Source organism: Nitrosospira sp. NpAV (genome assembly GCF_000832065.1).
In the GTDB taxonomy this organism is placed as follows: domain Bacteria; phylum Pseudomonadota; class Gammaproteobacteria; order Burkholderiales; family Nitrosomonadaceae; genus Nitrosospira.
Map to the genome: position 1 here is coordinate 187,679 of NZ_JXQM01000001.1, position 14,999 is coordinate 202,677.

General features: G+C 50.5%; 15 protein-coding genes and 2 pseudogenes. 5 read left to right on the forward strand and 12 right to left on the reverse strand.

The genetic code is table 11. The features are described from left to right. Positions 1–240 precede the first annotated feature (240 nt). From SQ11_RS00755 to SQ11_RS00765, 3 genes are all read left to right on the forward strand, one after another. Complete coding sequence (locus SQ11_RS00755) at positions 241–603, forward strand: hypothetical protein (protein ID WP_041512217.1); 363 nt, start codon at positions 241–243, stop codon at positions 601–603. Positions 604–792: 189 nt separating this feature from the next. Next, positions 793–2,250 (forward strand): hypothetical protein, encoded by a 1,458-nt coding sequence (locus SQ11_RS00760; RefSeq protein ID WP_041512218.1) that lies wholly within the window; start codon positions 793–795, stop codon positions 2,248–2,250. Further along, the gene (locus SQ11_RS00765) at positions 2,234–2,647 is read left to right on the forward strand and encodes a hypothetical protein (RefSeq protein WP_041512219.1); all 414 of its coding nucleotides are present in this window, start codon (positions 2,234–2,236) and stop codon (positions 2,645–2,647) included. Before SQ11_RS00760 ends, SQ11_RS00765 begins: the two co-directional genes overlap by 17 nt. 542 nt (positions 2,648–3,189) lie before the next feature. On the opposite strand, the pseudogene SQ11_RS00770 reads toward SQ11_RS00765, so the two are convergent. From SQ11_RS00770 to SQ11_RS18180, 5 genes and pseudogenes are all read right to left on the reverse strand, one after another. Then, a pseudogene (locus SQ11_RS00770) lies at positions 3,190–3,939 on the reverse strand (IS3 family transposase); the annotation flags it as partial. 374 nt (positions 3,940–4,313) lie between these two features. Then, the gene (locus tag SQ11_RS00775) at positions 4,314–5,495 is read right to left on the reverse strand and encodes a hypothetical protein (protein ID WP_041512220.1); all 1,182 of its coding nucleotides are present in this window, start codon (positions 5,493–5,495) and stop codon (positions 4,314–4,316) included. A 94-nt stretch (positions 5,496–5,589) separates the two neighbouring features. Next, complete coding sequence (locus tag SQ11_RS00780; protein WP_041512221.1) at positions 5,590–7,044, reverse strand: hypothetical protein; 1,455 nt, start codon at positions 7,042–7,044, stop codon at positions 5,590–5,592. 191 nt (positions 7,045–7,235) lie between these two features. After that, entirely contained in the window at positions 7,236–7,454 is a 219-nt protein-coding gene (locus SQ11_RS17750) for a hypothetical protein (protein ID WP_232297841.1), read from the reverse strand. Positions 7,455–7,478: 24 nt separating this feature from the next. After that, positions 7,479–7,748, reverse strand: a pseudogene (locus SQ11_RS18180) (Arm DNA-binding domain-containing protein); the annotation flags it as partial. Positions 7,749–7,939: 191 nt separating this feature from the next. Between SQ11_RS18180 and SQ11_RS00790 the strand changes: the two are divergent. Both SQ11_RS00790 and SQ11_RS00795 read left to right on the forward strand, forming a co-directional pair. Next, positions 7,940–8,395, forward strand: a complete 456-nt coding sequence (locus tag SQ11_RS00790; protein ID WP_041512223.1) for an EVE domain-containing protein — start codon at positions 7,940–7,942, stop codon at positions 8,393–8,395. 42 nt (positions 8,396–8,437) lie between these two features. Next, positions 8,438–9,238, forward strand: a complete 801-nt coding sequence (locus SQ11_RS00795) for a sulfite exporter TauE/SafE family protein (protein WP_041512224.1) — start codon at positions 8,438–8,440, stop codon at positions 9,236–9,238. 21 nt (positions 9,239–9,259) lie between these two features. Here the strand turns inward: SQ11_RS00795 and SQ11_RS00800 are convergent, their stop codons facing one another. The 7 genes from SQ11_RS00800 to SQ11_RS00830 form a co-directional block, all read right to left on the reverse strand. Continuing rightward, positions 9,260–10,150, reverse strand: coding sequence for a phosphoribosylaminoimidazolesuccinocarboxamide synthase (locus SQ11_RS00800; protein ID WP_041512225.1), 891 nt, complete (start codon positions 10,148–10,150; stop codon positions 9,260–9,262). Between the two features lie 6 nt (positions 10,151–10,156). After that, the gene (locus SQ11_RS00805) at positions 10,157–11,302 is read right to left on the reverse strand and encodes a 5-(carboxyamino)imidazole ribonucleotide synthase (RefSeq protein WP_041512226.1); all 1,146 of its coding nucleotides are present in this window, start codon (positions 11,300–11,302) and stop codon (positions 10,157–10,159) included. Continuing rightward, positions 11,299–11,790, reverse strand: a complete 492-nt coding sequence (gene purE, locus SQ11_RS00810) for a 5-(carboxyamino)imidazole ribonucleotide mutase (protein WP_041512227.1) — start codon at positions 11,788–11,790, stop codon at positions 11,299–11,301. Before purE ends, SQ11_RS00805 begins: the two co-directional genes overlap by 4 nt. Before the next feature lie 17 nt (positions 11,791–11,807). Continuing rightward, a complete protein-coding gene (locus tag SQ11_RS00815) occupies positions 11,808–12,251 on the reverse strand; it encodes a phosphate-starvation-inducible protein PsiE (RefSeq protein ID WP_041512228.1) in 444 nt (147 codons plus the stop codon). Positions 12,252–12,355: 104 nt separating this feature from the next. Next, positions 12,356–13,153 carry an HAD family hydrolase gene (locus tag SQ11_RS00820; RefSeq protein WP_041512229.1) on the reverse strand — a complete coding sequence of 266 codons (798 nt, stop codon included), beginning with the start codon at positions 13,151–13,153 and terminating at the stop codon, positions 12,356–12,358. After that, a complete protein-coding gene (locus SQ11_RS00825) occupies positions 13,143–14,198 on the reverse strand; it encodes an L-threonylcarbamoyladenylate synthase (protein ID WP_052493900.1) in 1,056 nt (351 codons plus the stop codon). Before SQ11_RS00825 ends, SQ11_RS00820 begins: the two co-directional genes overlap by 11 nt. Beyond that, a complete protein-coding gene (locus SQ11_RS00830) occupies positions 14,195–14,947 on the reverse strand; it encodes an endonuclease/exonuclease/phosphatase family protein (protein WP_041512230.1) in 753 nt (250 codons plus the stop codon). Before SQ11_RS00830 ends, SQ11_RS00825 begins: the two co-directional genes overlap by 4 nt. Positions 14,948–14,999: the final 52 nt, after the last annotated feature.

A 14,999-nucleotide genomic window follows, 5' to 3' on the forward strand; every position in this document is an offset into this window, starting at 1 on the left:
TATGGAAGCAAGTTAATTAACGCTCACCTCGTTAGATATTTGTAGCACATTATTTGAAAAATATTTTAAGCAAATTATTCTGAAGCGCGTCACCCGAACGGGTGACGACATTGATGTGTCGCATGTTTAGAATGGCATCAGAAGTTGGCTATCAATAATACTTAAAGACAAGCACTTACTCTTTGAAGACTTAGAAAAACCCTGTTACTGGCCTATTAAAGGGTGCTATCAATAAGAATTATGGAAAGTATTGAATCGATCATTAGCGACGGAAGCGAAATTCTTGCAGCACTTCCTAAAGGTGACCCTCGAATTAGAGTTGCTCTCCTTGATGGGCCGGTGGATGTTACACATCCTTGTCTTGAAGCAGCAGCCATCCAGCTAAGCGATCCGTTTGAGTTTGGCCGACGAGTTGGTGGTAAGGCAACAGAGCATGGCACTCAGATAGCCAGCGTCATTTTTGGTCAACCCGGTACATGTATAGAGGGGTTAGCTCCCATGTGCCATGGAATTTCGATAGCAATCTATCGGGACGAAGATTCCGGACGTATCGGGGGCACGTCACAACTGATGTTGGCATCAGCCATCGAATCGGAATATTGATTATTTCTTCAGCTACTAGAGGTTAATATGCCAATCGTATTTCTTCCTCAGTAGTGACCCTACCCCATCATGAAGCTAATGAAAGGGCAGGTCAGACCTGCGTCTATAAATAAAACATGTGTCGGGGACAGATGGGTTTGTTCTCGTTTGGAAGCTAATTTTTAACAACAATCAAAAGGAGAAGAGATCATGTACCCATTAGTTGACAGCCCTGTAAAAGACATAACTTTCGGCGATGCTACGCAACTGACCTTAGACAATTACTACGACGTACTAAAACTCCATGTCGGCACACTGCAGAAAGAAGAATATCTGCAGCTTAAGGTAGCCGCGGATACGTTAGATATTTCATCAAAAGGAGTTCCAGATGGAGGCTACAAGTGGTTTTCGTACTACAACATGCTGCGGCGCTCAGATAGAGCGATCTCACCAAGTCCTGTAATGGGAACAGTTCAAACAGCCGTTGCCGATCTGTCGCAGGTTTACGGAAATTTCTTGCATCTTCTTAGACAATATGTGGTGAAGAAGGTCCTCACACCGGAAGAGCAGTTGTTATTGGCGGACTTAGATAAAACACTCGAAATGATCCGCAGGCAAATGAGGGAGTTCGCCATACAAGACCGAGCAGATTGGAAAGATTATGCGGAGGCCATGGGATATGAAATAGGCGATATGAGCGCTTACGTTCAATGGAGCAACGTATACGGGCATCTGCGCGACATCGAAGAAAAGATGCGTGAGCAGCAAACAGTCACATTTGACAAGAAAACCATTCTGGATCGCCAATACCCGGAACCGGCCGACAGAGAGGTCGTGGATGCCGAATTTAACTTTGACAATCCTTCAATGCGTCTGCGGTATCCCATATTTCCGGATTATGAGTATCCAAATGGTGAGCAATTCAATCTTACGTACTTAGCATTATTACCACTTGGCTCTACAGCACTGTTCGATGATCGACGCGTGCTTACGTGGAACATGACGCTTGAAACCATTAAAACGAATCCGGCCGGCGCTTTTACTGGTAGTTTTAATAAGGCTACACAGGCTTCTAAATCGATAACTACCGATTGGGGTGGTTCCGGGAACGTTAGTTATGGTTTCATAAGTGCGAGCGCAAGCGCATCGGAACACAAAGAAATTTCCGAAGATTTTAAGAAAGGGTTGAAAATTTCTATTGGTTCCAAAGCCGCGTTCTCGGTGGGAATTCAGTATCCCGCATGGTTCAAACCCACTTTATTTACACACAAACGAGTCTTGGAAAATATCCGTGATTTCGAAGAATTCTTTGGAGCTAAGGGTACACTTCTTTACTATCCGACGCAGTTAATCATTGTACGAGGTTTTGCGGTCGAATTCGAATCCTCGCAGGCTTGGAAATATGACTTCGTCAAGAAATTTAGCGCTTCAGCTGGAGGGGGCTTTAACGCATTCGGCATTGGTTTCGGCGGAAAGGCCAGTTATAGCTCACATGAGGAAGAGCATAAAGTTGATCAGAGTGGAACTAAATTAACTATTTCCGATGGGGAGGGTACGCTCCGATTCGTTGGATATGCTTTAAAAAAGAACACAGTTTTTGTGGATGAAGTAAAGAAAGATATGGCGAAATCACTTGGGCAGGCGGTCATTGATGAACAAGACCAGTAGAATTTCAGCAATTATTTTGGCGAGTGCCGTCTCGGCTTGTGCAACAATTCGAGTTCCCCTATGCCCTGCTATTGCAGAGAAAAGCTATCCCAGCGAACAAGTTGGCGAAGTGGTTAATCGATATATGGCTGAGCGGGCGGCAAGTAAAAACGTTGCAATTAGTCCCCTTTCCTCCTTCGCTGCAGAAATCAGTGGCTCAATATTTGCCATAGAGTGGTTTGATCGAAATTACCCGTGGATGATGTGCGCTTTTGAATCGAGGCACATGTTATTAGACCGTCAAACATTTATGTCGTGCATGCATCATGCATCCGAGTGGATGAGAGTTGTAAAGTCAGACCAACCGGAACATCTGATGAACAGAGAGACGAAATACGAAGAGAATTGCGTCAACTAAAGAACTAGACATCATTTTAATTAAACTGACGGCGGACAATGAGATGGGGGAACGGCTCTGTTGGTTCAACTGTGAAAGAAGCTCGTCATTAGGGGAGTGGTAAGCCTGAAATGCGGTATTTCAGGCTTACCCTCGGAAAGTGGTGGAGTTATACAAGGGCCTGAATTTTGTGGTCTGCAAAGAAAAGCTGCCGACCCAAAACTTCTCATAACCAAGAGATTTTTTCTGAACATGAATAAATTATGCTGATCGCATAAAAAGAAAACTGGAGGCACAGATGATTCAGAACGGATCGGCGCGTTTGCATGATTCTTGTTATCGAGCGCAACGATCTAAAAGACGCTAGAACGACACAAGCTCTAAACGTGCATACAGAAAGTTCGTAACCCGATACAGTCGCGGATTCCCTGTCACTGCGTGCAAAGAGATGTCTGCAAGATTATGCTAGGGGATATTGGTGCATAAGTTTCCCCGTCAAGTAGACAGTTCAGAAGTAGAATTCTTCCCTGCTGACGTCCCCTCAATTCCGATGGGATTCAAAACTAGAATCTGGCCACTTCTGGCAATCTGACCTGGTTGGATTTAACGTATTCGCTTGGGGTCAGTTTTCCAAGCGAACCGTGGGGCCTATGATCATTATAGTCGCGTCGCCAAGCTTCAATGATACGCTTTGCCTGTTCCAGGGATTCGAATTCGTGCGTATTCAAACATTCGTCACGTAGACGACCATTGAATGACCCGCAAAGCCCGTTGTCCGTAGGCTTCCCAGGGCGCGTGAAGTCAAGCTGCACCTTGTTCTCCCAAGCCCAGAAGTCCAGTGCCCGGGAAGTAAATTCGGTGCCATGGTCCACCGTGATGGATGCTGGCAGGCGAACCGTCTTGCCTACTCGGCCGAGTGCCTCAACCACGCTGCTGCCGGTTAACCGAAATCCCACCTCTAATACCGGGCTCTCACGACTCCAGTTATCGACGACCGTCAGAACCCGAAACGCTTGCCCATTGACCAACTGATCGTGCACAAAATCCATGCTCCAACGCTGTCCTGGCGCTGTAGGCACCGGTGCCGGCCCACGGTGTAGGCTCATATGCTTCTTTCGGCGTACCCGCATGCGCACTTGAAGACCTTCCAGGCAATATAGCCTGTGGACACGTTTGAGATTGACATGCCAACCTTCGCGCCGAAGCAAAACGTGAATGCGCTCGTAACCAAATCGTGGACGGCTCATGGCAATGTCGCGAATGCGCATGCGCAATCCTGACTGATCCTTGGCCGTACTCTTGCGGTACCAACTGCCGCGAGAGAAATTTGCCTAGCCGACACGTCCGTTCAACGCTCACCTTGCACATATCGATGATCCATCGAACAATTTCCCGGCGGCGTGTCGGCGTCAGACTTTTTTTCGGATGACGTCCTGTAGGATGTGCTTGTCCAGCGTCAGATCAGCCCCCACGCGCTTCAACCGCGCATTCTCTTCCTCAAAGCAAGTCGAAAGCATTACACAATTCAACGCAACAGCACAGTTCACTGGGCGCTATGACGCCCGCCAGATTCGTGAGACCGCATCGTTACAACCCAGGGTGCTCCTGCACTTTATAGCTAACCCTAAGAAGAACATCAGTTACAGTAGGGCATCATTTCGAGAGGGCGCACGACCAGTTGCTCGGATTAGTATCTAGAGCCACACCTAATCTTTTCTGTCCCACAGGCAATCAGTCGCATGACTGACGGATTAGCTAGATAGGTAGTATGAGCCGTCTCAGGAGGTTCAAAAAAACCGAAGTAGGTATTCTTGTTCGATACGACGACGTCTACCACGTCATAAGTTGCAACCTCCTTTGAGGGAACTAAAATGTATGAGAATAAGTCATTTGGGTCCGAAAACGCGATAACTTTGGGTATTGAAGGAGCCGTAAGCGAGGGACGCATCTTCTTAATGGCAATCAATGCTGCTAATGGATCGGTCGGATAATTTGCGCTGTTAGTAAGAAAAAATGAAGTGCCATCAAGCGACTGATCGGCCAACGCAAGGATGGGCATCTGGTTGGCACCCATGAACACTAAGGCTGTCCTGTCAAAGGTACGCAATCCAGCTGCCTTTGCATTTTTCTCTTCGCTATGGATCAGTTTGTAAATGGCGTCAAAGGTTATTTTACTACCTAGACTCTCGGTAATAAATACCAACGGTGTTGACTCTGTGGCGGCGATATTAAAGTCGTAGGCAGAGGCTGATTCTCTATTTAACGAAGATACCGCAGTTAGAATAGCCTTCTGTACCTGTTGAACGATGGCATCTCGAGACTTACCCTGATAAATAATAGCGTCCGCAAGGCAGTCGTTCAACAATCTGTCCTTGAGTTTTCGATTGAAGGTGGCTCTTTCATACGGATATGCGGGTTTTGAAAAACCACTATCGGTGCAGGTTTTGGACTTCTTTGTCTGGTCGGCGCAAAGCTGATGCTTTAGCGGCGCTACGACGGGCGACCAAACCAGAGCACTGGTCCGGACATTTCCCCCATCTACGGAAAGATTCGATTGGTAAAGGGTTACTTGAGTACCATCAACTTGGGTTGTTTCAACCTGCGGATCGGGCTCTCCACCCAAGATCAAATTGAGCTGCTTGATACTATCCTTGGCCCATTCCGCACTATGAGTGCACATGCCGTGTACCATAAGCACGTCCAAGGTATGATTTGGTGCTACGGCCACTAGTTGCGAGATTCCATGGAATTTGGTCTCTCCTGACGGGCGGGACTCGAACGCAGGATTTTTGAAGGGAGTTGAGCATGCAAAAAGCAATGACACACTGCTAAGTAACACAACGGCGCGAGAAAAATGACTGAATTTCATTTTTTTTCCTCATCGATACTGGCCTACAACGAATATCTCCGCATATTCAAGATGCTTCTATAACTGTTGAAAGTGAGAATTGAATAGCTTGAGATTACTTTACCGGTATAGCCGCTGGTTTTACAGTATCTTGGAGAAGTTTATTATTATTATATTTTTGAAGTTCATAGGTTAGTTGTTCAGCCTGGGCCTGAGTCATATCACGTTCATCCCGAATTCGTTTGACACGAAGCGTTAAAAGTTCGCCGGGTACGCTAAGTACTAATTTCAGTATATCCAACGGAATGTTGATCACTCCGATCAGAGAGCTGGGCTTGGTTACATCAATTTTAGTCAGCATTCCATCGACGATTGTCAGATTAGTCTTCTTAGTAATTAATGCTCCACGGTTGACGTCCACTGCGTAAACTCTTCCTTTGTTTGGAGCCATCACCATCATTTGATGCGTTTGAGGGTCCACACACCAAGGATGGTCTTGTACGCTCATATTTATTTCTGGCCCAAAGGACAGTTCTAACACATAGGGCACCGAAGTTCGAAAGAGTAGGCCTGTGGTTCGGTCTTTGCTAACTTCTTCTAACTCATTAGTCGCTGAATTGCTTGTTTCAGCATCCGTTGCTTTATTTTGTTGCTCCTTCAGTTCTTTTTCCATCGTGCCTATTGCAACGTTTGCCGTATCTCGATACTTATTATATGTCGATCTTTCTTCGTTGTTTTTTGCGTTCTTTAAATTCTTTTCTGACTCGGCTTTCCATTTCTTCAGATCATCTATTTTTCTTTGTAAGACACCTGCTCTCTTCGGCACGGTTACAGAGACAGGAGTTACCGAAAATTTCATGGGCACACGGTTAAGTGTCAGCAAATCGTTTAAGTCGTCGATGGAAAACGGGGATGCTTCATTTTTGACCGACGAGGGGTCGAGGTAAGTAAATATTTTTACAGGCTCAAGTTCTGGGCATTGAGAGCCATCAAGAGCCATTATTTCTGCCAACCGAATTCCGATTTCGGCAAGTTTTATGATTGCTTCTCCTGACTTATCTATTGATGTAGCTTCTATAGTTTGTAGCAATTGATTAGCTCCAACTCCAATTTTTATGTCATCCTCCGTAGCACTCTCCGGGTTGTATTCCAGAAAAAAGGGTGGCCGACTGGTATCGGGAATTAGCAATGGTGCTCCAATTGTTACTTCGTACTGGCCAATTTTTTGGGAAACAGGGGTCGGACTCATGGGTGTGCCCGGCTTTACAGCCGGGGTTTCGGCATCTGCGAGCTCTGGCGTTTTTTTATCTTTAATTATTTTTGAGTTTTTGGTTTCGGGAGTATCTGCAGGTGGTTTGTTTGTAGCTAGAGTGATGGTTATAGGAATGAGAGCCTGGGGTAAATAATATGGGACACCAATTCGGGCGGGAGCGGTAGATGATTTTGGGTAGGACACTGAATCTGAGGGTGGCGTAAAGATTGAATTCGGAAATTTCGTTGTCCTCAATATCGGTGTGGAGCAAGCACTCATAACCAGCAACAATATAGATGCCAAAATAACTTTTTTCATATTTATTCCCCTGAAATTTTTTGTGAGTTTTTTTTCACTGAGATTAGTTCTTTATAGTTGATCTTGGGAAATAATCAAATCCTGGCCAACACCTGTGGAGCTTATTCATGCCGATATTAAGACGGTGCTGAAGCAATTCTTCCCTTGAATAGCTATAGATCCAACCGCTTGTGACATGAAGTACACCAGCATTAACCCCCCGCGATAATATCTTGCCGCGTTACGTGGCTTATTTTCTTATCGCCGATAAGTGTTATTAGCCGGTCGAGGCGGTAGCGAACCGCAGCTGCGCTTTTCTTCCCCTCCATGATCTTCGCCATAAACCATACCGCAGCTTCCTTCACGGTTGGCGACGCAGCCTCGGCTTCCGCCACCGCGAGCTTTGCCGCCGCTAGATCGATCTCTTTCAATAGCAGGGCTGCCCATTCAGCCGCGGGGTCGCGCCCAGCCCTTCTCGCGGACCTCCACGTTCCAGCGATCGAATGGGCTTGGGTTAGAGATAGTTGGCCGTGCCGCAGCCATTCTGATATGCTTTCCCCAGGTGCGCCGCCCCATGAATAACCGCCAATAGTATATTTTGTGCGACTTCCCTGAAACTCATATTCTATTGTCCATGTTTTTGTGCCGTGTGGTCGTACTCGAAGAGACAAGCCATCGCCATCCCAGCAGGCGCTCGCGCTCTGGATCTGGTTTGGCTGTCTCACATGTCACTGCTGCAAGTTTCCCCATATTTGTTCCTGAGACGGGTTAGCCATAGATATTTGGATGGGAATCTGGGTGGGATTACGATCCGGATTTTATAGGACGTGTGTATGGAACAATCAAGGCCATGTGTATAAACATCTTTCGATTAGACAATTAGTTAAAAATATTATAGGAACTGAGTGAATCTACTATGCGTTACTGGCTAATGAAATCGGAGCCTTCCGATGTAAGCATCGACGACCTTGCATCGATGCCCAAGCAAACTGTCGCATGGTATGGGGTGCGCAATTATCAGGCACGCAACTTCATGCGCGACCAGATGCGTGTCGGCGATCAGGTTTTCTTCTATCATTCGAGCTGCGAGCAACCTGGAATCGTGGGGATTGCCGAGGTCAGCAAGCGCGCGTATCCAGACGCCACTCAATTCGATTCCGGCAGCAAATATTTCGATCCGAAAGCGACGCCGGAGAATCCACGCTGGTTCAATGTGGATGTGCAGTTTGTCAAGAAGACCCGCCTGGTTGGCATCAAGGAGTTACGAGGTTACCCGGAGCTGGCCAGCCTGCGCATCCTGCAAAAAGGCAGCCGCCTGTCCATTACGCCGGTAGATCCGGCAGAATGGAAATTCATTATGGGAATTTTGTAATGACCCGCTCCCAGCTACTGAAACCGTACAGCAAAATTTGACGTGGAGTGGTGGCCGGCATATTTGCTGTTGGGCACGGTTGTCGGTTTCTTCGCCGGATTGCTGGGTATCGGCGGCGGGTTAATCATGGTGCCGGTGCTCACGTTCATTTTCAGTGCCCAGCATTTTCCTCCTGACCGCATCCTGCACCTGGCCCTCGGCACTACCATGGCGGCGATCATATTCACTTCCGTTTCCAGCCTGCGCACTCATCATGCTCACGGCGCGGTGAACTGGCAAGTCGTAAGAACTATTACACCAGGAATCATCGTCGGCACAGTGGCGGGGGCAACGCTGGTCAGCACGCTTTCCAGCCAGCTTCTGAGTGTTATTTTTGTTGTATTCATATATTACGCTGCCACCCAGATGCTGCTGAGAATGACTCCCAAGCCCAGCCGCACGCTTCCCGGCAGACTGGGCATGTTCGGGACCGGGAGCATTATCGGCGCGGTATCCAGCTTTGTTGCAATCGGCGGGGGATTGTTGACGGTACCATTTCTTTCGTACTGCAACGTCAGGTTGCAGCATGCCATTGGTACCGCCGCTGCCGTGGGCTTTCCTATCGCGGTGGCGGGAGCCATCGGCTACATTGCCAATGGCATGGCGCAATCCCAGCCGTTGCCCGAATACAGCCTGGGATATGTTTATTTGCCGGCATTGGGGTGGATAGTCTTGGCCAGTACGCTCACCGCGCCGTTGGGTGCGAAAACGACTCACATCGTGCAAACCGCCACGCTTAAGAAGATTTTTGTAGGGCTGCTTTATCTGTTGGGAACAAAGATGCTGATCGGGTTGTTTGAGTAAGTTTGTACGCAGTCCGCGGGTTTAACCGTTCAGCCGACGAAGCGCTTCCTGATATTTCTCCGTAGTCCTGGCAAGAATATCCGGAGGCAGTGCAGGAGCGGGCGCTTTTTTGTTCCAGTCCTGAGTTTCCAGCCAGTCGCGCACAAATTGCTTGTCATAACTGGGCGGATTTTTTCCCGGTGCATACTGATCGGCCGGCCAGAAACGGGATGAATCGGGAGTCAGCGCCTCGTCTATGAGATAAAGCCTGCCCGCGTCATCCTGGCCGAACTCAAACTTGGTATCCGCGATAATAATGCCTTTTGTTATCGCATAATCCGCCGCTTCGGTGTAAAGGGCGATGGCCTTATCGCGCACCTGTACCGCCAAGTTCCGGCCCAATAGCTTCTCCACTTCGGAAAAAGGAATATTTTCGTCATGCGCACCCGCCGCTGCCTTGGTGGATGGGGTGAAAATCGCCCCACCCGGCAGCTTGGCAGCTTCCTGCAAGCGGGAGGGAAGCGCAATGCCGCAGATTGCGCCGGTGCGCTGATAATCCTTCCATCCAGAACCCACGACGTACCCGCGCACGATGGCTTCTATCGGCAGCGATTTCAACCGCTTGACCACAAATGCACGACCGGCTACTTGTTCGCGTTCCATCTCTGTTACCACCGATTCGGGGGCGATCCCGGTCAAATGATTGGGAATAATGTGACCGAGTTTCTCAAACCAGAAACTGGATAATGCCGTGAGCAATCTGCCCTTGCCCGGTACCGGCGTGGGCAAAATGACGTCGAACGCTGAAAGCCGATCGGTCTGGACAATCAATAACTTGTCATCACCCACCGCATAAATGTCGCGTACCTTGCCCCGATGCAGGAGAGGCAGGCTTTGTATGCTGGTTTCAAACAGTGCGGGTTGGCCAGCCATGATGATCTACACCAGCGCCTGCTTGATTTCCAGCGCAAGCTGCAACGCGGCTTCGGTGGTATCGGCAAGCACGGTATAGTGTCCCATTTTTCGCCCAGGCAGGGCGGCAAGCTTACCGTATAAGTGGAGCTTGACGGAGGGATGCCGCAGCACTTTTTCCCATTTCGGCTCGCCTCGTTGCCATAGATCGCCCAATAGATTTACCATCACCGCCGCACCGTGCATGGCGGTACTCCCAAGCGGTATGCCGCAAAGGATTCGCAGCTGTTGCTCGAATTGGGAAGTGACACAAGCATCGATGGTGTAGTGGCCGCTGTTATGGGGGCGCGGCGCGATTTCATTGACCAGCAATTTATGACACGAGCCATCGGCGAATACAAAAAACTCGACGCACAGTACGCCGCGATGATCAAGCTTCTCCGCTATGTCGACTGCAATCTCGCGCGCGCGCTGAATAATTTCCGGGGATATTCTGGCGGGAACAATACTGACGTCCAGGATGCCATTGCGATGCTGATTCTCGGATGCGGGAAACGTAACCACCTCGCCATCGAATCCGCGTGCCACGATTACCGACACTTCGCTCTCCAATGGCAGCAATTGTTCCAGTACACATGGTTCGCGGCCGAATCTGGTAAATGCGGCGTCAAGCTCCGTCGCGTTATTGACCCGTATTTGACCCTTGCCGTCATAACCGAAGCGGCTTACTTTGAGTAGCCCGGGAAACAATTCCGGGTGCGTTTGCGGCAACGCTTCATTCGAATTGTGCGAATTCTGAATCACCGCATACGGGGCGGCCTCAAAACCATTGGTCACAATAAATTTCTTTTCCAGAATGCGATTCTGGGCGACAGCGATGCTGCTTGCGGCGGGGCTTACCACACCGTGTTCAGCCAGGGTCCTGATGGATTCGGCCGGCACGTTTTCGAATTCCGTGGTGACACCCGCGCAGGTCGATCCCAATTTATACAAGGTATCGGCGTCGAGGTAATCGGCACGCAAATGCCGGTCAGCGATGCTGCTCGACGGGCTGTCCTTGGCGGGATCCAATACCGTGACGCGGTAACCCATGCTGTGCGCCGCCATGATGAACATACGCCCGAGCTGGCCGCCACCCAGGAGCCCCAGCATCGCGCCCGGCATGATGCTCATAACTTGGGCAAGGTCATGGCCGCAACCCGCGCTGCCTGGGTTTTGCGAAAGTCCGCAAGCAGCGTGGCGAGCCCCGTGTCTTCCACCGCTAACAGTGCCGCCGCGAACAGGCCCGCGTTAAATGCGCCCGGCTCGCCTATAGCGAAGGTGGCAACGGGGATGCCTCTGGGCATTTGCACGATGGAAAGAAGCGAATCCATTCCCAGAAGCTGTTTGGATGGAATGGGCACACCCAACACCGGCAGAATAGTTTTGGCGGCAACCATACCAGGAAGATGCGCCGCGCCGCCCGCGCCGGCAATAATGCATTTCAGCCCGCGCTCGGCCGCGGTTTCTGCATACTCGAACATGCGGTCCGGTGTGCGATGGGCGGAAACCACCTCGGCTTCATAAGGCACATTAAAGTCCTTTAATATACTTGCCGCATGCTTCATCACTTCCCAGTCGCTATTGCTGCCCATGATGACGCCAACCAGGGGTTTTTCCATTAAGTGCCTTTCAGGTATCAGTCGCGCAGATTGTTTTTTTTGGGGGTAGCATCCGCCAAGTCCTCCAGATCCTCAAGGTAGGGATAACGCACATGCCCATAGCGAATAACCAGCACCGCCACCGCGATAAGCACTATCGAGGCGGATACGCCCAATAATCGGATGTTGTCCATCTCCTTGATATCCACAATCACATAGCGCGCCATGGCCACCATTGCGATATAAAGAGGAAATCGTACCGGCAGCTTGCCTGACTCGAAATATAAACCCACCATGGTCAGGATTTCCAGATAGAGAAACATCAGCAACAAATCCGCCAAGGTAACCCTGCCATTGTTGATCATCAACATGGTTTCCTGGTAGCCCGCATATATCGTGGCCAGCGCGATAACGACCAGCCCGGCGCTTTCAAAGAAGTACAGGGTCCGGCGGGAATAGATAGCGGTGCGGGGATGCAGCATATTTTCTTGGCGGAGATTTGTCAGTTATAAGTAAATGACAATACTACCTTTTCCATATGACAATTCCAATTTCGGCCTGAAACTGATGAATTGTTTGAGTTTATTTAGTCCGTGAATATTCCACGCTGAGCTTTCAGTCTTGCCAGCAGTTCGATATCCACCCATCCGCCGCCACCAGTATCTCCTTCGAATACTATAAATGGCCGCGTTGGCTCGCCCAGATCCGACAACACGACCGCTGCACCCGTGAAATCCTGCGGGCGAGTGTACTCGTTGACGGTAACGACGGTGTCGAGCCCTGCGGCAAGCGATGCTCTCAGTCCGTTCTCCGAGTCTTCCACTGCGATGCATTGCTCCGCCGGCAAACCCAGCTGTTCCAATACCCAATGATAAATATCCGGTTCGGGTTTTTTTCCCGGAACGATATCACCCGCACCGATGACGTCAAACCAGCCGGGAGAATCTTCTCCCAGAGTGGATTTTAATAAGGAAGTTACGTTTTCCGGCGTAGTAGTGGTGGCAATGGCAATTTTTATTTTGGCTTCGCGCAGCTGGCGTATCAAACGGGCAACACCCGGGCGCAATGGCGTCTCCCCGCGTTCAAGCAGAGCCACATAGTGCCTCGTCTTGGCCTTGTGCAAGCCGGCGATCCAGTTATCCAGCTCAGCTCTGTTCAGTTCGGCAGGCACATATTTCTCCATGTAATGGCGAATACGCTCTTTGCCGCCGGTGATGGCCAGCAACTCTCCATAGAGTTCGACATCCCATTCCCAGTCAAGACCGAGTTCCTTAAAGGCGGCGTTGAAAGCGAGCCGATGGCCATCCCGCTCAGTATCTGCCAGCGTGCCGTCAACGTCAAACAATACCGCGCGAACGGGGTTATCTCTATCTTTATATGACATTTGTAATATTCCTATCCTCTTGTGGCGAGGTGTAATCATTAACTTTAATCGCAGGGTCCGGAAGGCGGCTCGCACGCTGCAAACGATCCATAATTGCCATCCAGGCAGGGCCATCGGGAGGCGTCTCGATCAACAAGCGGTCGAAGCACTCGCGATCAAGCTGGCGCAAGGTTGCATACAACCGGCTGCCGTAGACTTTGGGTTCCAAGGGCATGGGGAAATGGGTCAAATTTCTCGTGCCCGATCGTTCAGGGTTCTGATCCGACCACGTCATGATTACCGTGCGCAATCCTCGCGCCTCCAATTCGAGCGCACGCCGCCACAAAGACTCGGTCGGCAAGAGCTCCATTGGCGTTGCCGGGGCGTAGTGAGAAGCAAGGGAACCCGGCACGCGCCCAGCGCGATGCGTCTTCTCGGGCACGATAACTTTGCCGCCCAACACCTCCGCCAGTGCTTCCAGCGGAATACCGCCCGGCCGCAGGATGATGGCGGTGTGATCGTTAAAACCAACAATGGTGCTTTCCAGGCCAACCCTGCACGCCCCGCCATCCAGCACCAAGTCTACAGCATCGCCAAATTCCTCGCGCACATGAACTGCCGTGGTGGGGCTCAACCGTCCAAACCGGTTGGCTGAAGGTGCGGCAAGGGCTCCTTCCGGTCCCAACGCGTTCAACAGGGCAAGCGCAATGGGGTGATCCGGCACCCGGAGTCCAACCGTGTCCTGGCCCCCTGTTACATTTTCAGGCACGTGGCGGCTGCGCGGCAGTATCAACGTCAAAGGTCCGGGCCAGAAGTGCTCAGCCAGTTGGCTGGCCTGCTCCGGTATCTCCCGCGCCCAATGGTGCAATCGGGATGCATCGGCAAAATGAACGATCAGCGGATGGTCCGCAGGCCGTTTCTTGATTTCGAATACCCGCCGCACAGCGGAAGAATTAGAGACATCCGCCCCAAGTCCATAAACCGTTTCTGTGGGAAAGGCCACGATGCCGCCGGCTTTTAGCAGAGCGGCAGCGGCAATGATCTCGTCATGGTTATCAGGCATCATCTTCGGATCATATGTGCCGACAGGACGGCGTGATCGGAAATTTTGGACCAGGGACGGCCCTGGTGCACCTGCGCGTTTTGGACGTGGAAACCGCGCACGTAGATGCGATCGAGGCGGAACAACGGCAAAGCGGCGGGAAAGCTGCGCGCGGCTCTCCCGCCCATCAATTCGAATACTTCGGCCAGGTGCAGCCGTTTAACCAGAATGCGGCTTGCCATTTCACGCCAATCGTTGAAATCCCCGGCGATAACGAGTGGCGCCTGCTGAGGCACCACCTCCTCAATGTGCTGTTCCAATGCCTGCAATTGTTTTGATTGCCCGCGTTTGAACAGTCCCAGGTGGACGCAGATGCAGTGCAGATTCTCCGGCCAGCCGGGAATACCCATTTCGCAATGAAGCAAACCACGGCTTTCGAAACGATGCGCGGAAACATCCATGTTGTCCCAATGCAAAATAGGATAACGGCTCAGAATCGCATTGCCGTGGTGCCCCTCATCGTATACCGCATTCTTTCCATAGGCAAAATCAGACCAGACCGAATCCGCCAGAAACTCATGCTGCGGGCCGCGCGGCCAATTCTCGAAACGGGCCGCATGCCCGGTATGCAGGCCGACCACTTCCTGCAGAAAGATGATATCGGCATCAAGAGCACGCAAGTTATCGCGCAGCTGATGCACCATCATATGCCGCTTGAAATGCGAAAAACCTTTATGAATATTATAGGTGGCGATATGCAGCTTATTGGGCATATGATGAACAGCGAGCTTTAGCTCGGGAGATTTCGCGGAAATTTGATATTCT